The organism is Cohnella xylanilytica, from assembly GCF_014212175.1.
Classification (GTDB): Bacteria; Bacillota; Bacilli; order Paenibacillales; family Paenibacillaceae; genus Cohnella; species Cohnella xylanilytica.
This window is the reverse complement of sequence record NZ_JACJVR010000102.1, coordinates 1-21,552: the sequence shown is the minus strand read 5'-3', so window position 1 is coordinate 21,552 and position 21,552 is coordinate 1. Positions and strand designations below refer to the sequence as shown.

Below are 21,552 nucleotides of genomic sequence, written 5' to 3'. Positions count from 1 at the left end.
GCGATGACGGAGGAACTGAGCATGAGCGAAGCGATCGTGGCGATGCACGAGACGGAGGGGATCGGCTGGATCACGATCGACCGAATCGTGCGCCGAGGGGGCGTCCAAGGCGCGCAGAGGCGCAGAGAGGCGGACTGGCGGGAATACGGGCTCTATCCGCGGCAATCGTCGAAGCTCGTCGAGAAGCTGCGTCCCGAGGCGGTGGACGCCTCGAGGCGAAGGCGGGCCCGCAAGGGCGTCTCGGTCGTGACCCCGCTCGATCCCGGGTACCCGAGGCTGCTGCTGGAGATCGAGCAGCCGCCTTGGGCGCTCTATTACATCGGCCGATTGGAGCTGGCCGATCAGCCGTCCGTAGCCATCGTCGGAACCCGGATGGCCACGGCTTACGGCCGGCGCGTCGCCGAGGATCTCGCCGCCGAGTGCGCCTCGGGCGGCCTGACCGTCGTCAGCGGCCTGGCCAAGGGCATCGACGCCGCCGCCCACGCCGGCGCGCTGCATAAGCCCGCGGGCACCGTCGCCGTGCTCGCCTCGCCCGCGGATTCGCCTTACCCGTACGAGAACAGGGCTCTCTACCGGGACATCGCCCGAGAGGGTCTCGTTCTCTCCGAGACCCCGCTCGGCACGCCGCTGCATCCCGGGCAGTTCCCTCTGCGCAACCGGATCATCGCCGGCCTGTCGCTCGGCACCGTCGTCGTGGAGGCCGCGGAGCGCAGCGGGGCGATCATCACGGCGGAACACGCGCTCAAGATGAACCGGGACGTGTTCGTCGTGCCCGGGCCGATCACGTCCCCCCGCAGCGCGGGAGCGCTCCGGCTGTTCCGCGAAGGGGCGAAGCCGGTCATGGACGTCAGCGACATCAAGAAGGAATATCCCTACCTGTTCCCCAGAGTCTCCGAACCGCCGTCCGCGGGCTTCGGCCAGGCGGCGGCGAAGCGCCTCGAGATGAGCCCGGCCGAGCGGACGGTCTACGAGCTGCTCCTGGACCGGCCGCGCACCGTCGACGAGCTCGCGGAAGAGCGGGCGCTCGAGGACGGCGCGCTGCACGCGGCGCTGCTCGCCCTTCAGATGAAGAGAATCGTCGTCCAGCGGCCGGGAGCGCTGTACGCTCTTCTGTGAGCGGCGGATCCTCGTCCGGCTCAGGCTGAGAACGCCCGAACGGCAAGGGGAGCGGGCGTTTTCGGCGCGTCTTGCGGCCGCTCGCCGGCCCCCTTCGCCGGCCTCCTCCGACGCGACTTTTGGACTTTTACACTCGGTTCTGTTATCTTTACAGATAAAAGCGCAAAAATCACCAGCAACCCGGTTCTGTATATACTGTCCTTTGACCGGCCGTATTGGAATGAAGGCGGCCCGGTCGAAGGGCTCGTCGACCGTTGGAGAGGAGGAATGGACGTGGCGGATTCGCTCGTTATCGTAGAGTCGCCGGCCAAGGCGAAGACCATTGGCAAATATCTGGGAAGCAAATTTATCGTCAAAGCGTCCATGGGCCACATTCGGGACTTGCCCAAGAGCCAGATGGGCGTGGAGATCCAGAACGATTTCGAACCCAAATACATCACGATCCGCGGCAAGGGCAACGTGCTTAAGGATTTGAAGGAAGCCAGCAAGAAAGTCAAAAAAGTCTATCTCGCGGCCGACCCCGATCGCGAGGGAGAAGCGATCGCGTGGCATCTTGCGCATTACCTGGACCTGGACGAGAAGGACGCGTGCCGCGTCGTCTTCAACGAAATTACGAAGCAGGCGGTCAAGGACGCCTTCAAGGCGCCCCGCCCGATCAATATGGATCTCGTGAACGCCCAGCAGGCCCGCCGGGTGCTGGATCGGCTCGTCGGCTACAAGATCAGCCCCCTTCTGTGGAAGAAGGTGAAGAAAGGCCTCAGCGCCGGCCGGGTCCAATCGGTCGCCGTCAAGCTGATCATCGACCGGGAGAACGAGATCAAGTCGTTCGTGCCGGAAGAATATTGGAGCATCACCGCGCATTTGTTGAGAGAAGGAGCTCCGTTCGAGGCGAAGTTCCACTCCCTCGGCGACGACAAGAAGGAGCTTCACAGCGAAGCGGACGTGAAGGAAGTGCTCGCGCTGATCGAGGGCAAGCCGTTCTCGGTCGGCGAAGTCAAGGAGAAGGAGCGTCAGCGCAACCCTTCGCCTCCGTTCATCACGAGCTCGCTTCAGCAGGAAGCCGCGCGCAAGCTGAACTTCCGGGCCGCGAAGACGATGCAGATCGCCCAGCAGCTCTATGAGGGCGTCGATCTCGGCAAGGAAGGCACCGTCGGTCTGATCACCTATATGAGAACGGACTCGACGCGCATCTCTCCGGTCGCGCAGGAAGAAGCGCGAGAGTATATCGTGAACAAGTACGGCGCGAAGTTCTATCCCGAGACTCCCCGCGTCTACCTCAAGAAGAACGCGAACGCCCAGGACGCGCACGAGGCGATCCGCCCGACGTCCGTTCTCCGCGATCCGGACGAAGTGAAGCCTTATCTGACGAGGGACCAGCACCGGCTCTACAAGCTCGTCTGGGAGCGGTTCGTGGCGAGCCAGATGGCGTCGGCCGTCCTGGATACGATGACGGTCGATCTTCTGAACGGTCCCGTCACGTTCCGGGCGAACGGCTCCAAGCTCAAGTTCGCCGGCTTCATGAAGGTGTACGTGGAAGGCAACGACGACGGGACGACGGAGGAAGACCGGCTGCTCCCGCCGCTGGCGACGGGCGACAAGGTCGAGACGAACGCGATCGATCCGAAGCAGCACTTCACGCAGCCGCCTCCCCGCTATACCGAAGCGAGGCTCGTCCGGACGCTGGAGGAGCTCGGCATCGGCCGCCCGAGCACGTACGCCCCGACGCTGGAGACGATCCAGAAGCGGAATTACGTCGCCATCGAGGACAAGAAGTTCTTCCCTACCGAGCTCGGGGAGCTTGTCAGCCAATTGATGGAGGAGTTCTTCCCGGAGATCGTGAACGCCGAGTTCACCGCGAACATGGAAGACGATCTCGACCACGTCGAGGAAGGCAAGGAGAACTGGGTCGACGTCATCGGCGAGTTCTACGAGTCGTTCAAGAAGCGGCTCGAGGTCGCCGAAGACGAGATGAAGGAGATCGAGATCAAAGACGAGCCGTCGGACGAGATCTGCGAGAAGTGCGGAAGCCCGATGGTCTACAAGATGGGACGCTTCGGCAAGTTCCTCGCCTGCTCCGGCTTCCCGGAGTGCCGGAACACGAAGCCGATCGTTAAGGCGACGGGGGTCGAGTGCCCGAAGTGCGGCAAAGGCCATGTCGTCGAGAGACGGAGCAAGAAGGGCCGCATGTTCTACGGCTGCGACCGGTATCCGGAGTGCGATTACGTCTCCTGGGACAAACCCGTGCCGAAGCCTTGCCCCGATTGCGGCGGCATGATGGTCGAGAAGCGCGGGAAGGCCGGCGTCACGTGGAACTGCACCCAGTGCGGCCACAGCGAGAACGCGGCCGAGCCGGAAGAAGCGGCCGACTGACCGGGCGGCGCCCGACAGGCGCCCAGCTTGCCGGCCGGTCTCGAGGCTGCAGTCAACCCGGAAGCGTCCCGTCCGGGGACGCGATCTTCTCCCAACCCCGATATTCCATTGCCGCAGGAGGTACGAACCCTTGAACGCTTACCGACCCGTGACGGTCGTCGGCGCCGGTCTCGCGGGAAGCGAAGCCGCTTGGCAGATCGCTTCCCAAGGCGTCCCCGTCACTCTATACGAGATGCGCCCCGCGCGACGCACGCCCGCGCATCATACCGACCGCTTCGCCGAGCTCGTCTGCAGCAACAGCCTGCGGGCGAACGGCCTGACCAACGCCGTCGGCGTGCTGAAGGAGGAGATGCGCCGGTTCGGCTCGCTTATCCTCTCCTCCGCCGACAACAACGCCGTGCCGGCCGGCGGCGCGCTCGCCGTCGACCGCGAAGGCTTCTCCGGCGAGGTGACCCGCCGCCTGCGCGAGCATCCGCTCGTCACCGTCGTGAACGAAGAGCTGACGGACATCCCCGAGGACGGGATCGTCGTCGTCGCGACGGGGCCGCTCACGTCGCCGGAGCTGTCGGAGCGGATCCGCGAGCTGCTCGGAGAAGAGTACTTCTACTTCTTCGACGCGGCCGCCCCGATCGTCGAGAAGGACTCCATCGACATGGAGAAGGTGTTCCTCGCCTCCCGATACGACAAAGGCGAGGCCGCTTACCTGAACTGCCCGATGACCGAGGAGGAGTTCGAAGCGTTCTACGAGGCGCTGACGACGGCCGAGACGGCCGACGTGAAGGACTTCGAGAAGAACATGGTGTTCGAAGGCTGCATGCCGATCGAAGTCATGGCCGGGCGGGGCAAGCAGACGATGCTGTTCGGCCCGCTCAAGCCGGTCGGGCTCGTCGATCCCCGCACGGGCAAGCAGCCGTACGCGGTCATCCAGCTGCGCCAGGACAACGCGGCGGGCACGCTGTACAACCTGGTCGGCTTCCAGACGCATCTGAAGTGGGGCGAGCAGAAGCGGGTGTTCTCGCTGATCCCCGGCCTCGAGAACGCGGAATTCGTCCGCTACGGGGTCATGCATCGCAACACGTTCATCAATTCCCCGAGGCTGCTGCGGCCGACCTACCAGTTCCGCGGCAGGGACACGCTCTTCTTCGCGGGGCAGATGACCGGCGTCGAAGGCTACGTCGAATCGGCCGCCTCCGGCCTGATCGCGGGCTTCAACGCGGGCCGGCTCGCCAGAGGGCTGGAGCCGCTCGTCCTGCCGCCGCATACGACGCTCGGAAGCATGGCCGACTATATTACGACCGCCGATTTCCGCCATTTTCAACCGATGAACGCGAACTTCGGCCTGTTCCCTCCGCTGGACCACCGGGTGCGCAGCAAGAAGGAGAAGAACGACAAGATCGCCGCGCGGGCGCTGGAGGCGATCGAACGATTCCGGTCCGAGACGGCGGACCGGACCGACATTCCGACACATTGAAGCAGCGGCAGCCGGAATCAGCGCCCGCTGCTTCGCGCTTTTGCCGCAGCCGGAATATTTTAGGAGGTTGAGGGAGATGGAGATGAGTTTTCACGCCACGACGATCTGCGCCGTCCGCCACAACGGCAAAGGCGCGATCGCCGGGGACGGCCAGGTCACCTTCGGCAACAGCATGGTGATGAAGAACACGGCCAAGAAGGTCCGCCGGCTGTACCGGGGCCAGGTGCTCGCCGGGTTCGCCGGCTCGGTCGCCGACGCGATCACGCTGTTCGAGAAGTTCGAAGGGAAGCTCGAGGAGCATCACGGCAACCTGCAGCGGGCCGCGGTGGAGCTGGCCAAGGATTGGCGCTCCGATCGCGTCCTGCGCCGGCTGGAGGCGATGATGATCGTCGTCGACGCGACCGGCATGCTGCTGCTCTCCGGCAACGGCGAAGTGATCGAGCCGGACGACGGCGTGCTCGCCATCGGCTCGGGCGGCAGCTTCGCCCTGGCGGCGGCCCGGGCGCTGCTCCGCCACGCCCCCGCCCTGGAGGCGAAGGACATCGCGAGGAACGCGCTGCAGATCGCCTCGGAGATCTGCGTCTATACGAACAGCAACCTGGTCGTGGAAGAGATTTAAACAGGGGAAGCGGAGGGAACGCCATGAACGATCAACTGACGCCCCGCCAGATCGTGGCGGAGCTGGACAAATACATCGTCGGACAGAAGCAGGCCAAGCGCTCGGTCGCCGTCGCCCTGCGCAACCGGTACCGGCGGGGACGTCTGCCGGAGACGGTGAGGGACGAGATCGTGCCGAAGAACATTCTCATGATCGGGCCGACCGGCGTCGGCAAGACGGAGATCGCCAGACGCCTCGCCAAGCTCGTCCACGCCCCGTTCGTCAAGGTGGAGGCGACCAAGTTCACCGAAGTCGGCTACGTCGGCCGCGACGTGGAATCGATGGTTCGGGACCTCGTCGAGACGGCGATCCGGATGGTGAAGGAAGAGCGGATGGAGAAGGTCAAGGACAAGGCCGAGCAAGCCGCGAACGAACGGCTGGCTGCGCTCCTCGTGCCTTCGCCCGCCAAGCCGAAGAGCCAGCGCAATCCGCTCGAGATGCTGTTCGGCGGCGGACAGAACCAGGCCGAGGAGCCGGAGCCCGTCGACCCGTCGCTGGCGTCCCGGCGCGCCGACGTCAAGGCGAAGCTGGCCGCGGGCGGCCTCGAGAACGAGACCGTCGAGATCGAGGTGGAGGACCAGGCGCCTTCCATGATGGATCTGTTCGCCGGTCCCGGGCAGGACCAGATGGGGCAGAACATGCAGGAGATGCTCAGCCAGTTCATGCCCAAGAAGCGGAAGAAGCGGAAGCTGTCGGTCAAGGAAGCGCGCAAGGTGCTGACCGTCGAGGAAGCGGGCAAGCTGATCGACATGGACGACGTCATCGCGGAATCCGTCCGGCGGGCCGAGCAATCCGGCATCATCTTTATCGACGAGATCGACAAGATCGCGTCCAACGGACGGGGCCAAGGTCCCGACGTCTCCCGGGAAGGCGTGCAACGCGACATTTTGCCTATCGTCGAAGGCTCGACAGTCGTGACCAAATACGGACCTGTCAAGACGGATTACGTCCTATTTATCGCGGCCGGCGCCTTCCACGTCGCCAAGCCCTCCGATCTCATTCCCGAGCTGCAGGGCCGCTTCCCGATCCGCGTCGAGCTGTCCAGCTTGACCGACGAGGACTTCGTGCGCATCCTGACCGAACCCCAGAACGCGCTGACGAAGCAATACGCGGCGCTCCTGCAGACGGAGGGAATCGAGATCGAATTCACGGACGAGGCGATCGCCGAGCTGGCGAGAATGGCCCAGGAAGTGAACCGCAACACGGAGAACATCGGGGCGCGGCGCCTGCATACGCTGCTGGAGAAGCTGCTCGAGGATTTGAGCTTCGAAGCGCCCGAGCTGCAGATCGAACGGATGTCCATCACCCCCGAATACGTGAAGGACAAATTGTCAACCATTGCAAGCAACCGAGACTTGAGTCAATATATCTTATAGCTTCACGGCTTGTCGCTAAGATGGAGGAAACGGAACCATGACGTTGTTGGAGAAAGTCAGATCATTGAACGCGCTGTTGCAATCGGCGGCCGGCAAGCCGCTCAACTTCCGGGAGATGGCGGAGGCGCTGCGCGAGACGCTGATGGGCGGGGTATTCGTCGTCAGCCGCAGGGGCAAAATCCTGGGGGCCGCCCCTTCCCCGCATTTCCCGGAGGCGTGGCTTCGGCAGAACCCGGCGGACGAACTGAGGTTCCCGCCGGAGACGAACGAGCACCTGCTCGGAATCGCGCAGACCGCTTCCAACGTGGAACCGGGGGAGGTTCTCTCCCCGGTGGAAGCCGCGTTCGCGGACCAGACCGTCACGATCGTGCCGATTATCGGAGGAGGAGATCGTCTAGGGACTATAGTCCTGGCCAGAGAAAATCAAATTTTCGGAGACGACGATCTGATCTTGGCGGAGTACGGTTCGACGATCATCGGCATGGAGATTCTGCGGGAGCGGGCGGAAGAGCGGGAGGTCGAAGCGCGCAGCAAGGCCGTCGTGACCATCGCGGTCAATTCTTTGTCCTTCAGCGAGCTGGAAGCCGTCGATCATATTTTCGAGGAGCTGGAAGGAAGGGAAGGGCTTCTCGTCGCTTCCAAGATTGCGGACCGGGCCGGCATCACAAGGTCGGTTATCGTGAACGCCTTGCGCAAGCTGGAGAGCGCCGGGGTCATCGATACCCGCTCCCTCGGCATGAAGGGCACCTACATTCGCATCCTGAACGACCAGCTTCTGCAAGAACTGGAATCGAGGAAATACTGAGTCTTTTTCCATAGGAATGGAAAATAAAAAGTCCTGTTCTGTTCACAAGAATAGGTCTTTTTTCTTATTGTCGTTTTCGGCTCGGTAATGGATGATAGTTCTTAGAAATTTTTAATGTCGCCATAAATCGACGATTATAGGAAGATTTAAGAAAGAAATGTCGAACGAGGCAGGAAAATGCGGAAACGCCGTTGAACTAATGTCTTTGTGACGATTGTCCAACATTTCTACGCGCAAAGGAGAGGCGGTACATAATGGATTTGTTAAGCGGAGCTTCGTTCCAGAGGCTGGAAGGGGCGATTAAGGCCGCTTCGCTGCGGCAGCAGGTGCTGGCCAACAACGTGGCCAACGTGGACACCCCGAACTTCAAGCGTTCGGACGTCGTCTTCGAGGATCTGCTCGCCCAAGCCATGAGTTCGGACGCGGGACCTTCGCCCGGCTTCGCCGGAATCCGCACGGACGATAGACATATTCCCGTAGGAGGAACGTCCTCCCCGGTGCCCTCCGCCCGCATCGTAACGGAAGAGAGCACGCGAATCAACAATAGCCGCAACAACGTCGACATCGACAAGGAGATGGCGCTTCTCGCGGAGAACCAGCTCCGGTACAATCTGTACGCCCAGCAGATCAACCACGAGATCAAGATGCTGCGAATCGGCATCAAAGGCCAGTAACCGAGCGTAAACGAACAGGAGGCTTCTGAATGAGACTAGGCGGAATCGACATCAGCGCATCGGCACTGACCGCGCAGCGTCTGAGGATGGACGTGATCTCCTCCAATATCGCCAACGCCGAGACGACCCGCGCCGGCTACGTCAACGGGGAATTCGTTCCTTATCGCCGCAAGATGGTCGTCGTGGAGCCGATGAAGGCCAGCTTCTCCGACATCCTGGACGGCAAGCTGAACGCCGCGGGCTCCCAAGGCGTACAGGTGACGGAGATCCGGGAAGATTCCACGCCCTTCAAGCAGGTCTATAATCCTACGCACCCCGACGCCGATGCCGACGGAATGGTCCGCATGCCGAACGTCGACATCCTCAAGGAGATGGTCGACATGATCTCGGCGACCCGCTCGTACGAAGCGAACGTCACCGCCCTGAACGCGAGCAAGGCGATGTTCGCCAAGTCGCTGGAGATCGGCAGAGGCTAAGCCGCATAGAGGGATTACCCACTCTTAGGAGGGTTCAAACATGATTCAGAATCATTTGTTGTCCGCCGTCTCTCCGGCCGCATCCATGGCGGCGGCCGCGCCCGCCAAGCCGGCGGCGACGCCCGCCGAAGCGACGGAGAGCTTCGCGTCCTTCCTGAAGCAAGCGCTGGACGGCGTAGCCGCCCAAGAACAATACGTACATACGGTGAACGACCGGTTCCTGATCGGCGAAGCCGACGTGAACGACGTCATGATCGCGGCTTCCAAAGCCGAGCTGAGCCTGGAATTAACCTCACAAATCCGCAACAAAGTGATCGAAGCGTATCAGGAGATCATGCGGATGACCGTCTAATCGCAGCTCTACTATGCAGCAAAGTCCGCAAGTGAGGTGAAATCGTGAGCGCAAAGTTGGCCCGTATTTGGGAGAAGCTGCTCGGCTTCTGGAACCAATACAGCAGAACCCAGAAATGGGTGCTGGCATCGACGGCGGGGCTGTTGATTCTGGCGATCGTTTTTTTTACTTATCTATTTACACGGACCGAGTATGAGCTCGCGTTTCAAAATTTGGACAGCAGCGATTCGCAAGCCATCATGGAGTACTTGGACAGCAGCGGCATTCCTTACAAGCTCGGCGACGGCGGAACGAGCATCTCGGTTCCGAGCGCGTCGGCGGCCAAGGTTCGGGTGGCGGTCGGCTCCCAAGGTCTCGTGCAGAACGGATCCATCGGGTTCGCCGAGCTGAGCAAGTCCTCCTCGACGATCGGCACGACGGACCAGGAGTTCCGGGTCAAGTACCGCAACGCCTTGAACGGCGAAGTTCAACAGCTCCTGCTCGGCATGCAGGGCATTCAGAGAGCCAAGGTGCTCGTCAATCTGCCGGAAGAGAGCGTGTTCCTGAGCGACGCGGACAAGGAGAGGGCATCCGCCTCCATCCAATTGACGTTCAAGCCCGGCTTCCGTCCGAAGCAAGAGGAGATCGACAGCTACTTCAACCTCGTGAAGACCGCGGTTCCGAACCTCAGCGTCGAAGACATCACGATCACGAGCCAATCCGGGGAGCTGGTCCCGTCGGCCGCCATCGGCGGAAGCGGCGGGGGCGTCAGCGGAACGCTGCTCGATCAGCAGTTCGACATCCAGCGCAAGTTCGAGAACGGAATCAAGACGAAGACCGAGCAGTTCCTGGCGCAGATGGTCGGCATGGACAACGTGGTCGTCAGCGTCGTGTCTTCGCTCAACTTCGATCAGAAGACGCAGCAGGAGCAGCTGGTCAAGCCGCTCGACAACAACGACAACAAAGGCGCCGTCGTCAGTCAGCAGGATACGGCGGAATCCTATACGGGAACGGACAGCTCCGCGGGCGGCGTCGCCGGCACCGGCCAGACCGACGTCGCGAACTACCCGTCCTCGAGCGGCACGTCCGGCTCGTCCTCGGAGAAGACCTCGTCTACGGTTACGTACGAGAACAGCCACATTACGACGAACACGACGTTCGCTCCCTACCAAGTGAACGATCTGGCGATCAGCGTCGCCGTCGATGCCGCCGCGATGACGCCGGAGAAGCAGACGGCGATCCAGCAGAAGCTCGTCAACGACGTGCGGACGCTGCTGGCGAACTCCGGCAAGGAGCTGCCGGACGAGGAGATCGCCAAGCGGGTATCGGTCATCTCCCAATCGTTCGCGGCCGGAACGACGGCTTCCGGAGGCGTATCGCCTTCGACTTATTGGCTGGCCGGACTCGGCGTCCTGGCGCTCGCTCTCGTCGGGGGAGGCGGCTACTATCTGTACCGCCGCCGCAAGAAGGCCCAGGAAGCGGCGCTCGTCGAGGAAGAGCCGCCGCGCGTGGAGCTGCCGACGATCGACATCGACAGCGTGTCCAACGAGAACCAAGTTCGCAAACAGCTGGAAGGCTTGGCCAAGCGCAAACCGGAAGAATTCGTCAATCTTCTCCGGACGTGGCTTGTGGATGAATAGAGGTGGCGTTCATGGCTAAAACGGGTCAATATCAGCTGAGCGGCAGACAGAAAGCGGCTATTCTGCTCATAACGTTAGGGCCGGACGTCTCGGCCCAAGTATTCAAGCATCTGCGCGACGAGGAGATCGAACAGCTAACCCTGGAGATCGCCAACGTGCGCAAAGTGGACAACGCGGAGAAAGAGACGATCCTGTCGGAATTCCATCAGATCTGCGTGGCGCAGGAATACCTGACGCAAGGCGGCATCACGTACGCCAAGGAGATTCTGGAGAAGGCGCTCGGCTCGCAGAAGGCTTCGGATATCCTTCACCGGCTGACGGCGACCTTGCAGGTTCGGCCGTTCGACTTCGCGCGGAAGGCTGAGCCGACCCAGATTCTCAACTTTATCCAGAACGAGAACCCGCAGACGATCGCTCTCGTTCTCTCGTATTTGCTCCCGGAGCAGTCCTCGGCCGTTCTGTCCTCGCTTCCGCAGGACAAGCAGGCGGACGTGGCGAGAAGAATCGCGCTCATGGACAGCACGTCTCCGGAAGTCATCGCCCAGGTCGAACGCGTCCTCGAGCAGAAGCTGTCGGCGACCGTCACGCAGGATTATACGAACGCCGGCGGCATCGAAGCGATCGTGCAGATCCTGAACGGCGTCGACCGGGGGACGGAACGCACCATTCTCGACTCTCTCGAGATCCAGGATCCGGAGCTCGCGGAAGAGATCAAGAAGCGGATGTTCGTCTTCGAGGACATCGTCAATCTCGACAACCGCTCGATCCAGCGGATTATCCGCGACATCGAGAACGCGGATCTGCAGCTCGCGCTCAAGGTGGCGAGCGAGGAAGTCCGCGAGGCGATCTTCCGCAACATGTCGAAGCGCATGGCCGAGACGTTCAAGGAAGAGATGGAATACATGGGGCCGGTGCGCCTTCGCGACGTCGAAGAAGCCCAGACGCGCATCGTAGCGACGATCCGCAGGCTGGAAGAAGCGGGAGAGATCATTATCGCCCGCGGCGGAGGAGACGATATCATTGTCTAATCTGATCAAATCCTCCCATGTCATATCGGTCGAAGATTTGAGAAGGATCGAACAGCTCCGGATGGCTACCAAGCCGCAAATTATTTCGGAATCCGCCGTCGACGGCGGAGGAGAATCGTCGATCGATGTCGAAACTCAATCGATGAAGGAACGCATTCTTCGGGACGCCGAGCAGGTCGCGGAAGAGCTGGTTCGCCAAGCCCGCGAGAGCGCCGAGCAAATCAAGGCTCAGGCGGCCGAAGAAGCGGAGAGCTGGTGGCAGGAACGACGCCTCCAGGACGAACAAGCGACCGAAGAGGCCAGGCGGCTCGGCTACGACGACGGATTCCGTCAAGGCAGCGAGGACGCCGGCCGGCAGCTGCGGTCGGAGTGGGAGGCGAAGCTGTCGGAGGCCTCCCAGATCGTCAAGCAAGCATACATAGCGAAGGAACACATTATTCAGGAAGCCGAGCAATTCCTCGTCGAGCTCAGCTGCAGGATCGCCGAGAAGGTCATCGCCCGTCGGATCGAAGAGACGCCGGAGCTGACGCTCGAGCTGATCGCCAAGGCTCTGTCGAGGCGCAAGGAACAGGGAACGATCACGCTCTGCGTGGCTCCGTCCCAATTCTCGTTCGTGCACGCGGCCAAGGACGAGCTGTCGATGGCGATCGATTCGCAGGCGAGCCTTGCGATCGTGCCGGATCAGACCGTCGGCGAAGGCGGATGCGTGATCCGTTCTTCGTTCGGAAGCATCGACGCCCGCGTCGATACTCAATTGACGTCTATTCGCCAGGAATTGTTGCGGGTCGCCGCGCATTCCGCCGAAGCGAGGGATGACCATGTCCCGGGGGATTGATCTCGCCAAGTACGAAGAGGCGCTTCAGCACCTCGATCCGGTCCGGGTCAACGGCAAAGTCACCCAGATCATCGGACTTACCGTCGAGTCGCAAGGCCCCGACGCGGGCATCGGAGACGTATGCGCCATCCACCCGCTCAAGGGGGGCGAACCGATTCTGGCCGAGGTCGTCGGCTTCCGCGACAACCGGGTGCTGCTCATGCCGCTCGGCGATCTTCACTCGGTCGGTCCCGGCTGCGAAGTCGTCACGACGGGCAGGCCGCTTACGGTGCAGGTCGGCTCCGAGCTGCTGGGCAAGGTGCTGGACGGACTCGGGCGGCCGCTGGACGGCTCGAAGCTTCCGCCGCACCTGCCGCATTATTCGACGTACAACACGCCGGACAATCCGCTGCTGAGGCCGCGCGTCCGGGAACCGCTCGGGACGGGCGTCCGCAGCATCGACGGATTGCTGACGGTCGGCCAAGGACAGCGGATGGGCATCTTCGCCGGATCCGGCGTCGGCAAGAGCACCTTGCTCGGCATGGTCGCCCGGAACACGACGGCGGACGTGAACGTGATCGCCCTCGTCGGCGAGCGCGGCCGCGAAGTGCTCGAATTCATCGAGCGCGACCTCGGGCCGGAAGGGCTCGCCCGTTCGGTCGTCGTCGTCGCGACGTCGGACCAGCCCGCGCTCATTCGGATCAAGGGAGCGCTTATCGCGACGACGATCGCCGAGTATTTCCGCGACCGCGGGCTCAACGTGATGCTCATGATGGATTCGGTGACCCGGTACGCGATGGCGATGCGGGAGGTCGGCCTCGCGATCGGCGAGCCGCCGGCGACTCGCGGCTATACGCCGTCCGTCTTCGCCGCGTTGCCCAAGCTGTTGGAGAGGGCGGGGACGGGGCCGAGCGGAACGATCACGGCGTTCTATACCGTGCTCGTCGACGGCGACGACATGAACGAGCCGATCGCCGACGCGGTGCGGGGCATCCTGGACGGCCATATCGTGCTCAGCCGCCAGCTTGCGCACAAGGGCCATTTTCCCGCCATCGACGTCCTGGCCAGCATAAGCCGGGTCATGAAGGACATCGTGTCCGAGGAGCAGCAGGACGCGGCCGAACAGCTCAAACGATTGCTCTCCGTCTATAAAGATTCGGAAGACCTGATCAATATCGGGGCGTACCAGAGCGGATCGAATCCGGAGATCGACAAGTCGATCCGGTTCATCCAAGCCATCAACGACTTCACGCGCCAGAAGACGACCGAGAAGGTCACGCTGGAAGAGACTCGGCAGCGGCTCATTATCGATTTCTACAAGAGATGAGGTTCCGAATAAATGAAGTTCCGTTACCACTTGCAGAAGATCGTGGATCTCAAGGAGAGCGAGAAGTCGATGGCGGAATGGGAGTACGCGGCCGCCCTCGGCAAGCTGAAGGAAGAGCAGGAGAGGCTCGAGCGGATCGGCCTCGAGAAGGAAGAAGCCGAGAAGCGGCTCGCCGAGCAAGCGCTTCGCCCGACCCCGCTGATGGAGATCCAGCGGCTTCAGCAGTTCATCGAGTGGCTCGATTACCGGATGAAGAGCCAGCTGGCGGAGGTTCGCAAGGCGGAAGACCAGACGGCGCTGCGCAGGCGGCGGCTCGCGGACAAGATGGTCGACGAGAAGGTGTGGCTGAACGCCAGGGACAAGGCCCGCGAACGGTTCCGCGCCGAATGGCTCGCCCGCGAACAGAACGAATTGGATGAGATGGCGGTTATGAGAGCCGCGGCATCCTCCCGGATGTAAGAGAGGTCCCAATGAATGACATCATCGCAGAGAAGGAGGGGGTTTCGTGTCGGGCTCCAACGTTGAGAAGAGCGGGTATTCCGGCTTCGAGCGGTTCCTCTTTTTCCTGACTCCCATCTTGTTCACTGCGGTTCTGCTCGGCGTGCTGCTGCTGCTGTTCAATTCCGATTGGCGGCAGTCCGCGCTGACGTTCGGCAACAAGATTCCGCTGCTGAACTCGGTGCTGCCGGATCCGGCGAAGCCGGAGAACGAGGCGGCGAATCCGGACGAGCTGACGGTCAGCAACGCCAGGCAGAAGGTGGACGAGCTGAACGCCCAGCTGCTGGACCAGCAGACGGCGCTTCAGCAAGAGAAGACCAAGACGGCGGAACAGCAGAAGAAGATCGAAGAGCTGAACAATCAGATCGCCGCGCTTAACAAGCAAATCCAGGACAAGACGATCACGGCCGACCAATACGACGCGAAGATCAAGTCGCTCTCGGACATGTACGGCAAGATGACGCCGGGCAAGGCGGCGCCGATCTTCGAGAAGATGACCGCCGAGGAAGCCTCGCTCGTGCTCGGGGCGATGTCCGCCACCGAGAGGGGACGGATTCTCGAGAAGATGACGCCCGCCGTCGCGGCGGACATCACGATGCGGCTCAAGGACGCGGACTCGGTGCAGGATCAGCAGATGGCCGCTCTGCAGGCGCGGATCAAGGAGCTGGAGAAGCAGTCAGATTCCGACACGTCCACCTTGGATACGGCGGAGCTGAAGCAGACGTTCACCTCCATGCAGCCGGCCAAGGCGGCGAAGCTGCTGCTCCAGATGGCATCTTCGAACCAATCCAAGGCGCTGCGGATTCTCGGAGCCCTGGAAGATTCGGCCCGCTCGCAGGTGCTGGCGTCGATGTCGGACGAAGACAGCAAGACGACGGCTACGCTCGTGAGCAAGCTCATGCCGGCCAACCCGTAATCGGGCGAAGGCGGCCTTCGGAAGGGAGGTGAGAACATGAGTAGAATCATGATGCCGAACGCGTCCATGGGCCCGGCGGCCGCTCCGGCGACCGCGTCCGGTTCGGGGGCGGGCAAGACGGCGGGGGGCAACGCGTTCGCGGGCGCCCTGGTCCAAGCGATCGGAGGCGAAGGCTCGCAAGCCGCTCCCTCGGCGACAACCGGGCTGACGGTCTCGGCTATGCTAGCGGCGGCGCTTGGCTCGCTGACGGGAGAAGGCGACGCGGAAGCGAACGCCGGACTTCTCGAACTTCTCTCCGGCCTGATCGATCGGATGCAGCCGTTGGCGGAGGACGAGACGCTTCCGGAAGACGCGCGCGATCCGCTGGCGGAGCTGCTCGCTTCCCTGCAAGCGCTGCTGGAACAGCTAAGCCCGGCGCTGCCGGAAGCGACGACGTCGCCGGATATGCAGCTGACCGCGGGAGACGAGCTCGCGGCGTTGCCGGAGACCGGACAAGGCTCCGGCGCCGACCGGTTGGCTCTTCTGCTTCCGGCCCTTCTGCACGCTTCGAAGCAAGCATTCGCCTTGACATCGCAGCCGGAAGAAGCGGAGAAGGCCTTCGCGAACGCGATTCAGCGGCTTCAGCAAGCGCTGGCTCCCGCGATCGCGGCGCAGTCGGAGGCGCAGACAGCCCAGGCGCAAGCGGCCGCGGATCCGTCCAAGGCATCGGTCGCCCTGCCGTTGTCGGGCTCCGGGCCGCAAACGGCGGAGGAGACGGTCGTTGCGGCGGAACCGCGCAAAGCCGTATCGGCGTTCAAAGAGCCGATCGTTCTGTGGAACCTGGCGAACGCCGCGGACGCTTCGGCGGAGACGGCGGACATGCCGGTCGTGCAGGCGGCGGCCGAAGATCGCCCGGCCGACGGCAACGGCCAGCCGCTTCCATGGATGCTGATGGGGCAAGAGGCGGCCAAGCAGGCGAACGCCCAGAGCGGCCAGCCGACGCTGCCGGCGCAAGTTCCGGTGCACCAATTCTCGCAGCAGGTCGGCAATTATCTCGTGAAGCAGTTCGTGCTCACGGAAGGCAACGGCATCTCGGAAGCGAAGCTGTCGCTGCGTCCGGAGCATCTCGGCCAAGTGGACATTCGCATCGCGATGCAGGACGGCCAGCTGACGGCGCAATTCGTCGCTCACAACGGAACGGCCAAGGAGCTGCTGGAGAACCAGATGGCCCAGCTGCGCGCGGCGCTTCAAGTCCAGGGAATCCAGGTCGAGAGAATGGAAGTCGTCGAGCCGACCGGCTTGAACGGTTCGGCGTTGTTCCAGGGTCACGAGCAGCGCGAGCCGGGTTCGGGCGGCGGAGACGGACAAGCGTCCAAGCGCGACCGGGAAGGCTCGTACGAGGATCCCGTGACTTTCGAAGCGGAGATGGAGAGAACCTCCGTCCTGCGCGAGGCCGGGTACGGCGGCGCGATCAACGTAACCGCATAGCGAGACGGGGAGGTGAAGCGATTGGCTGGCATTAGCACGACGAACGTGTGGCCGAACTACTCCAGCGCCAACGTGGAGAAGGCGGCCCGCAGCACCACGAAGGAGCTCGGCAAGGACGAATTCCTGAAAATCATGATTACGCAGCTTCAGAACCAGGACCCGATGCAGCCGATGGAAGACAAGGAATTCATCGCGCAGATGGCCCAGTTCTCGGCCCTCGAGCAGACGATGAACATGGCGAATCAGATCTCGGCGCTGCGTTATTCTCCGGGAATGGTCGCGATGACGCTCGGCATGAACGTCACCTGGATAGAGACGGACAAGCAGGGCAACACCCAGACGAAGTCGGGCATCGTCGATTCCGTCGTGACGAGGGACGGAGTGCCCTACGTGAAGATCGGCGCGACCGAGGTCAAGATGGACGAAGTCACCTCGATCTCGCTTCCATCTTCCGGCGGAGGCTCGGAGGTGGACGCGGGTGAGTGACCGGCTGCTGATCGGACATCTGGCGGCGAGCCGGGTCGGACCGATCGCGGGCAAACGGGCAGTCCACTCGACAACGGACGGACAGACGGGCGCAGGTCCGGCGGACGCCTCGTTCAAGCAGCTGCTCGACCGGGCGGACCTGAAGTTCAGCCACCACGCGGAGCAGAGGCTTAAGCAGAGGGGAATCCGGTTCCAGCCGGAGCAGCTCGACCGAATCGCGAGCGCGATCGATCAGGCGGAGGCGAAGGGAGCCAAGGATTCGCTCGTCTTGTACCGGGACATCGCCATGATCGTCAGCGTTCCGAACCGGACGGTGGTCACCGCCATGGACGGGGCCACGATGCAGGACCACGTATTCACGCAGATCGACAGCGCGGTTGTCGTCAACTGATCGGAACGAACGGGAAGGGCCGGACCTCTCGAGGAGGCCCGGATCCGCTGACCGACCGATGCGGATCATTCTCGAACTCAATTATCGGAGGTAGATGAATTCATGTTGCGTTCCTTATATTCCGGAGTGTCCGGAATGCGCGGGTTCCAGACGAAGCTGGACGTCATCGGCAACAACATCGCGAACGTGAACACGGCGGGCTTCAAGGCGGGCCGGGTTATGTTCAAGGATATTCTGAGCCAATCGATGTCGGGCGTCACCGCGCCGGTGGAAGGCGAGCAAGGCGGCGTCAACGCGAAGCAAGTCGGCCTCGGCGTCACGATCTCGGCCATCGATACGATCCATACGGCCGGCAGCGCGCAGACGACCAACGTGCCGACCGATCTTCGCCTTGACGGCGACGGCTTCTTCGTCGTCAGCCCGACCGGCGCTCCCGAGAACGCGTTCCTGACGCGCGCCGGCAACTTCAATGTCGACGCGACCGGCTTCCTGGTCAACTCCGACGGATTGTTCGTGCTCTCCGCCGACGGCGAACCCATCCAGATCGATCCGGAGACGGTTACGGCGTTCTCGATCGGCCAGGACGGAAGCATTCTGCCCGTTAACGCCGACGGCACGACGGGCGACGCGATCGCCCAAGTCGGCGTGGCGAAGGTCATCAATCCGGGCGGCCTCGAGAAGGTCGGCGGCAATCTGTACCGGATGACCCCGAACGCCAACCCGGAAGCCGCTCTCGACCTGGGGGCGGCCGCCGACGAAGAGAGAGGGACCGGTTCCATTATCGCGGGTCAGCTCGAAATGTCCAACGTCGACCTGACGAACGAATTCACGGACATGATCGTCGCGCAGCGCGGCTTCCAAGCGAATTCCCGCATCATCACGACTTCGGACTCCATCCTGGAAGAAGTCGTCAACCTGAAACGCTAATCGATAGGCCATTGAGGTTCTGCCGGGGAGAACGCGTCAAGCCGCGTTCCTCCCCCGGTGGATCGGAGGGATCGGCATGATCGCTTTGACACGATTGAACGGAACGACGTTCCATCTCAACGCGCTGTTGATCGAATCCGTCGAACAGACCCCGGATACGATCATCACGCTCACGAACGGCAAAAAACTCATTGTGGTTGAAAATTCTTCGGATGTGATCCGGTCCATCCGGCACTACTTGCGCAGCATCGGCGTGCTCGCGGCGGTTACGAAACCGCCCGACACCCAATCGGAGGGGGCAACGTCATGAAAAAAATGTTACCTTGGCTTGTATCGCTGCTTCTCGCGATCACGCTAATCGTTATCGTCGGACTCTATTCCTGGAGCACTCTGTTCGGCGACTCGTCGCCGAAAGATCCGGAAAAGCAGGCTCAAGAAAGCGTCAAAGACGTGAAAGCCGAGCCGATGTCCGCGGATGAAATGATCAAGGTCACATCCGAATTGAATGATATTACGACGAATATCGCGGATACCGATTACGTGGTGAAGCTCAGCCTCTCCTTCCAGCTCGACAGCGAGTCCGCGAAGGAAGAGTTCGATAAAGTGAAAGATATCCAGATCAAGCCGATCGTCAACCGGGCCTTGTGGGTACTGGATCGGGAACAACTGAGCGGAACGACCGGCAAGGACCAGCTGTGCGCCGAATTGATCAACGCCATCAATCCGGTTCTCACGAAGGGCAAGCTCTCCAAGGTAGAGATTACGAACTTCATTATGACGACCGTCTAAAGCGTCGTGGCCGGGCGCCTATCGGAAAGGGGTGAGAAGATTGGTTGACGTTCTTTCGCAAAACGAGATAGACGCGTTGTTGGCGGCGCTGTCCTCCGGGGAGATGGACGCGGAGGAGCTCAAAAAAGAGGAAGCCCAGAAGAAGATACGCGCCTACGACTTCAAGCGGGCCGTTCGATTCTCGAAAGACCATATCCGCAGCCTGACACGCATCCACGAGAATTTCGCGCGTTTCCTGACAACCTATTTCTCGGCGCAACTGCGGACGTTCGTGCAGATCAACGTCGTACAGGTCGAACAATTGCCGTACGACGAGTTCATCCGCTCTATTCCGAAGATGACGATCCTGAACATTTTCGAAGCCGAACCGCTGGAAGGACGAATGGTTCTCGAGGTGCACCCCAACGTGGCGTTCGCCATGCTGGACCGGCTTCTAGGCGGGGCCGGCTCCGCTCCGAGCAAGATCGGCAGCCTCACGGAGATCGAGACGATCATCATGGAGAAGATCTTCAGCCGGGCTCTCGAGACGCTGCAGGAAGCGTGGAAGACGATCGTCGATATCGAGCCGAGGCTCGAAGCGCTCGAGACGAACCCGCAATTCATGCAGATCGTCTCCCCGAACGAGACGATCGCTCTGATCTCGCTCAGCACGAAGATCGGAGATACGACGGGGATGATCAACCTGTGTATTCCCCACGTCGTCATCGAACCGATCATGTCGAAGCTCTCCGTCCACCATTGGTTCGTCTCCCAGAAGAAGTCGAGAGCGCCCGACGAGATTCACCATCTCGAGCAGCGCGTGAGCAAAGCCAAGCTCCCGATCGTGGCCGAGCTGGGATCTTCCCGAATCTCCATTCAGGAATTCCTGAACCTGGCGGTCGGCGACGTCATCGCCCTGCACAAGACGACGGACGAGGGACTGGAGATCAAAGTCGGGGACAAGCTGAAGTTCATCGGCAGCCCGGGTACCGTTCGGGACAAAATGGCCGTACAGATTCACGAGATCGTCGGCGAAGGAGTGGAAGAATTCAATGACGAGTAAGGACTACTTGTCGCAAGAAGAGATAGACGCTCTGCTAAGGCAATCTTCGGGCGCGGAAGAGAGCGCTCCTTCCGCGTCCGGGGGCGCACCGTCCGTGGACGATTACTTGTCCCCGCTCGAACAGGACGCTCTCGGGGAGATCGGCAACATTACGTTCGGCAGCGCGGCGACCGCGCTCTCCACGCTTCTCGGCCGCAAGGTCGACATTACGACGCCGAAGGTGTCCATGATCTCCAGGGAACAGTTCGAGAGCGAATTCCCGAAGCCGCACGTGGCCGTCCATGTCCGGTACGTCGACGGCTTCGAAGGGATCAATTCCCTCGTCATCAAGTCGCACGACGCTCAGGTAATCGCGGATTTGATGCTGGGCGGCGAAGGCAACGTCCAGACGGAAGAATTGAACGAGATTCATATCAGCGCCGTCCAGGAAGCGATGAACCAGATGATGGGCTCTTCCGCCACGTCGATGTCGACGATCTTCAACCGGTTCGTCAACATCTCGCCTCCGGGCGTCGACATCATGGACGTGAAGGGCAATTCGGGCGTCTCCAACATTCCGCCGGAAGACGTCTTCGTCAAAGTGTCGTTCCGCCTGAAGATCGGGGATCTGATCGATTCGACCATCATGCAGCTGCTGACCGTGCCGTTCTCGAAGGAGCTGGTCTCCTCGCTGATCGGCGGAGCGTCTTCGGAACCGGCCCCCGCGCCTGCTCCGGCGCCGCAGTCCGCAGCGCCGTCGGCGCCTCCCGCGCCGCCCCAGGCCGCGCATCAGGCGCCGCCCGCCGCGGCCGCCCCGGCGCCCGGGCCAAGCCATGCGCCGAATCCGGCCGCGCCATACCCGCCGAATTCGGCGCCGCAATATCCGCCGCATCCGGCCGCGGGAATGCCGCCGATGACGGGCTATCCGCCGTACGTCGATTACTCCCCCCCGCAGCCGCTCGGGGGAGCGC

At 62.1% G+C, this 21,552-nt stretch carries 23 protein-coding genes; all 23 read left to right on the top strand.

Annotation, left to right across the window (positions count from 1 at the left end; genetic code table 11):
* The first annotated feature begins 3 nt into the window (after positions 1-3).
* Positions 4-1,116, top strand: a complete 1,113-nt coding sequence (dprA, locus tag H7B90_RS25520; protein ID WP_185138728.1) for a DNA-processing protein DprA — start codon at positions 4-6, stop codon at positions 1,114-1,116.
* Between the two features lie 273 nt (positions 1,117-1,389).
* Positions 1,390-3,486 carry a type I DNA topoisomerase gene (gene topA, locus H7B90_RS25515; RefSeq protein WP_185138727.1) on the top strand — a complete coding sequence of 699 codons (2,097 nt, stop codon included), beginning with the start codon at positions 1,390-1,392 and terminating at the stop codon, positions 3,484-3,486.
* Positions 3,487-3,616: 130 nt separating this feature from the next.
* Positions 3,617-4,957, top strand: a complete 1,341-nt coding sequence (gene trmFO / locus H7B90_RS25510) for an FADH(2)-oxidizing methylenetetrahydrofolate--tRNA-(uracil(54)-C(5))-methyltransferase TrmFO (RefSeq protein ID WP_185138726.1) — start codon at positions 3,617-3,619, stop codon at positions 4,955-4,957.
* A 76-nt stretch (positions 4,958-5,033) separates the two neighbouring features.
* Complete coding sequence (gene hslV, locus H7B90_RS25505; RefSeq protein ID WP_185138725.1) at positions 5,034-5,576, top strand: ATP-dependent protease subunit HslV; 543 nt, start codon at positions 5,034-5,036, stop codon at positions 5,574-5,576.
* A gap of 23 nt (positions 5,577-5,599) precedes the next feature.
* Positions 5,600-6,991 carry an ATP-dependent protease ATPase subunit HslU gene (gene hslU / locus H7B90_RS25500; protein WP_185138724.1) on the top strand — a complete coding sequence of 464 codons (1,392 nt, stop codon included), beginning with the start codon at positions 5,600-5,602 and terminating at the stop codon, positions 6,989-6,991.
* Between the two features lie 37 nt (positions 6,992-7,028).
* Positions 7,029-7,796: a GTP-sensing pleiotropic transcriptional regulator CodY gene (gene codY, locus H7B90_RS25495; RefSeq protein ID WP_185138723.1), complete on the top strand. Its 768-nt coding sequence runs from the start codon at positions 7,029-7,031 to the stop codon at positions 7,794-7,796.
* Between the two features lie 254 nt (positions 7,797-8,050).
* Positions 8,051-8,470 (top strand): flagellar basal body rod protein FlgB, encoded by a 420-nt coding sequence (gene flgB / locus H7B90_RS25490; RefSeq protein ID WP_185138722.1) that lies wholly within the window; start codon positions 8,051-8,053, stop codon positions 8,468-8,470.
* 29 nt (positions 8,471-8,499) lie between these two features.
* The gene (flgC, locus tag H7B90_RS25485; protein ID WP_185138721.1) at positions 8,500-8,946 is read left to right on the top strand and encodes a flagellar basal body rod protein FlgC; all 447 of its coding nucleotides are present in this window, start codon (positions 8,500-8,502) and stop codon (positions 8,944-8,946) included.
* Positions 8,947-8,986: 40 nt separating this feature from the next.
* Positions 8,987-9,298, top strand: coding sequence for a flagellar hook-basal body complex protein FliE (gene fliE, locus H7B90_RS25480; RefSeq protein WP_185138720.1), 312 nt, complete (start codon positions 8,987-8,989; stop codon positions 9,296-9,298).
* A gap of 44 nt (positions 9,299-9,342) precedes the next feature.
* Positions 9,343-10,917 carry a flagellar basal-body MS-ring/collar protein FliF gene (gene fliF / locus H7B90_RS25475; RefSeq protein WP_185138719.1) on the top strand — a complete coding sequence of 525 codons (1,575 nt, stop codon included), beginning with the start codon at positions 9,343-9,345 and terminating at the stop codon, positions 10,915-10,917.
* An 11-nt stretch (positions 10,918-10,928) separates the two neighbouring features.
* Positions 10,929-11,945 (top strand): flagellar motor switch protein FliG, encoded by a 1,017-nt coding sequence (fliG, locus tag H7B90_RS25470; RefSeq protein ID WP_185138718.1) that lies wholly within the window; start codon positions 10,929-10,931, stop codon positions 11,943-11,945.
* Complete coding sequence (gene fliH, locus H7B90_RS25465; protein WP_185138717.1) at positions 11,938-12,780, top strand: flagellar assembly protein FliH; 843 nt, start codon at positions 11,938-11,940, stop codon at positions 12,778-12,780. The genes fliG and fliH overlap by 8 nt, the downstream gene beginning before the upstream one ends.
* Positions 12,764-14,086, top strand: a complete 1,323-nt coding sequence (gene fliI, locus H7B90_RS25460) for a flagellar protein export ATPase FliI (RefSeq protein ID WP_185138716.1) — start codon at positions 12,764-12,766, stop codon at positions 14,084-14,086. The genes fliH and fliI overlap by 17 nt, the downstream gene beginning before the upstream one ends.
* A gap of 12 nt (positions 14,087-14,098) precedes the next feature.
* Complete coding sequence (gene fliJ / locus H7B90_RS25455; protein WP_185138715.1) at positions 14,099-14,545, top strand: flagellar export protein FliJ; 447 nt, start codon at positions 14,099-14,101, stop codon at positions 14,543-14,545.
* Between the two features lie 46 nt (positions 14,546-14,591).
* Positions 14,592-15,500, top strand: coding sequence for a MotE family protein (locus H7B90_RS25450; RefSeq protein ID WP_185138714.1), 909 nt, complete (start codon positions 14,592-14,594; stop codon positions 15,498-15,500).
* A gap of 36 nt (positions 15,501-15,536) precedes the next feature.
* Positions 15,537-16,967: a flagellar hook-length control protein FliK gene (locus tag H7B90_RS25445; protein WP_185138713.1), complete on the top strand. Its 1,431-nt coding sequence runs from the start codon at positions 15,537-15,539 to the stop codon at positions 16,965-16,967.
* A gap of 21 nt (positions 16,968-16,988) precedes the next feature.
* Positions 16,989-17,453: a flagellar hook capping FlgD N-terminal domain-containing protein gene (locus tag H7B90_RS25440; RefSeq protein WP_185138712.1), complete on the top strand. Its 465-nt coding sequence runs from the start codon at positions 16,989-16,991 to the stop codon at positions 17,451-17,453.
* Entirely contained in the window at positions 17,446-17,844 is a 399-nt protein-coding gene (locus H7B90_RS25435) for a TIGR02530 family flagellar biosynthesis protein (RefSeq protein ID WP_185138711.1), read from the top strand. Before H7B90_RS25440 ends, H7B90_RS25435 begins: the two co-directional genes overlap by 8 nt.
* A gap of 102 nt (positions 17,845-17,946) precedes the next feature.
* The gene (gene flgG / locus H7B90_RS25430; protein ID WP_185138710.1) at positions 17,947-18,771 is read left to right on the top strand and encodes a flagellar basal body rod protein FlgG; all 825 of its coding nucleotides are present in this window, start codon (positions 17,947-17,949) and stop codon (positions 18,769-18,771) included.
* A 76-nt stretch (positions 18,772-18,847) separates the two neighbouring features.
* Positions 18,848-19,081 (top strand): flagellar FlbD family protein, encoded by a 234-nt coding sequence (locus H7B90_RS25425; RefSeq protein WP_185138709.1) that lies wholly within the window; start codon positions 18,848-18,850, stop codon positions 19,079-19,081.
* Positions 19,078-19,560, top strand: a complete 483-nt coding sequence (locus H7B90_RS25420) for a flagellar basal body-associated FliL family protein (protein ID WP_185138708.1) — start codon at positions 19,078-19,080, stop codon at positions 19,558-19,560. The genes H7B90_RS25425 and H7B90_RS25420 overlap by 4 nt, the downstream gene beginning before the upstream one ends.
* 40 nt (positions 19,561-19,600) lie before the next feature.
* Positions 19,601-20,602, top strand: a complete 1,002-nt coding sequence (gene fliM / locus H7B90_RS25415) for a flagellar motor switch protein FliM (protein WP_185138707.1) — start codon at positions 19,601-19,603, stop codon at positions 20,600-20,602.
* Positions 20,592-21,552: flagellar motor switch phosphatase FliY (fliY, locus tag H7B90_RS25410; RefSeq protein ID WP_185138706.1), on the top strand; the 961-nt coding region annotated here is incomplete at its 3' end. The genes fliM and fliY, both read left to right, overlap by 11 nt.

Bases quoted from the DNA above. Each gene is read 5' to 3' on its own strand.
- dprA (WP_185138728.1), top strand. From the start codon at position 4: ATGACGGAGGAACTGAGCATGAGCGAAGCGATCGTGGCGATGCACGAG.
- hslV (WP_185138725.1), top strand. From the start codon at position 5,034: ATGGAGATGAGTTTTCACGCCACGACGATCTGCGCCGTCCGCCACAAC.
- hslU (WP_185138724.1), top strand. From the start codon at position 5,600: ATGAACGATCAACTGACGCCCCGCCAGATCGTGGCGGAGCTGGACAAA.
- codY (WP_185138723.1), top strand. From the start codon at position 7,029: ATGACGTTGTTGGAGAAAGTCAGATCATTGAACGCGCTGTTGCAATCG.
- flgB (WP_185138722.1), top strand. From the start codon at position 8,051: ATGGATTTGTTAAGCGGAGCTTCGTTCCAGAGGCTGGAAGGGGCGATT.
- flgC (WP_185138721.1), top strand. From the start codon at position 8,500: ATGAGACTAGGCGGAATCGACATCAGCGCATCGGCACTGACCGCGCAG.
- fliE (WP_185138720.1), top strand. From the start codon at position 8,987: ATGATTCAGAATCATTTGTTGTCCGCCGTCTCTCCGGCCGCATCCATG.
- fliG (WP_185138718.1), top strand. From the start codon at position 10,929: ATGGCTAAAACGGGTCAATATCAGCTGAGCGGCAGACAGAAAGCGGCT.
- fliI (WP_185138716.1), top strand. From the start codon at position 12,764: ATGTCCCGGGGGATTGATCTCGCCAAGTACGAAGAGGCGCTTCAGCAC.
- fliJ (WP_185138715.1), top strand. From the start codon at position 14,099: ATGAAGTTCCGTTACCACTTGCAGAAGATCGTGGATCTCAAGGAGAGC.
- H7B90_RS25445 (WP_185138713.1), top strand. From the start codon at position 15,537: ATGAGTAGAATCATGATGCCGAACGCGTCCATGGGCCCGGCGGCCGCT.
- flgG (WP_185138710.1), top strand. From the start codon at position 17,947: ATGTTGCGTTCCTTATATTCCGGAGTGTCCGGAATGCGCGGGTTCCAG.
- H7B90_RS25425 (WP_185138709.1), top strand. From the start codon at position 18,848: ATGATCGCTTTGACACGATTGAACGGAACGACGTTCCATCTCAACGCG.
- H7B90_RS25420 (WP_185138708.1), top strand. From the start codon at position 19,078: ATGAAAAAAATGTTACCTTGGCTTGTATCGCTGCTTCTCGCGATCACG.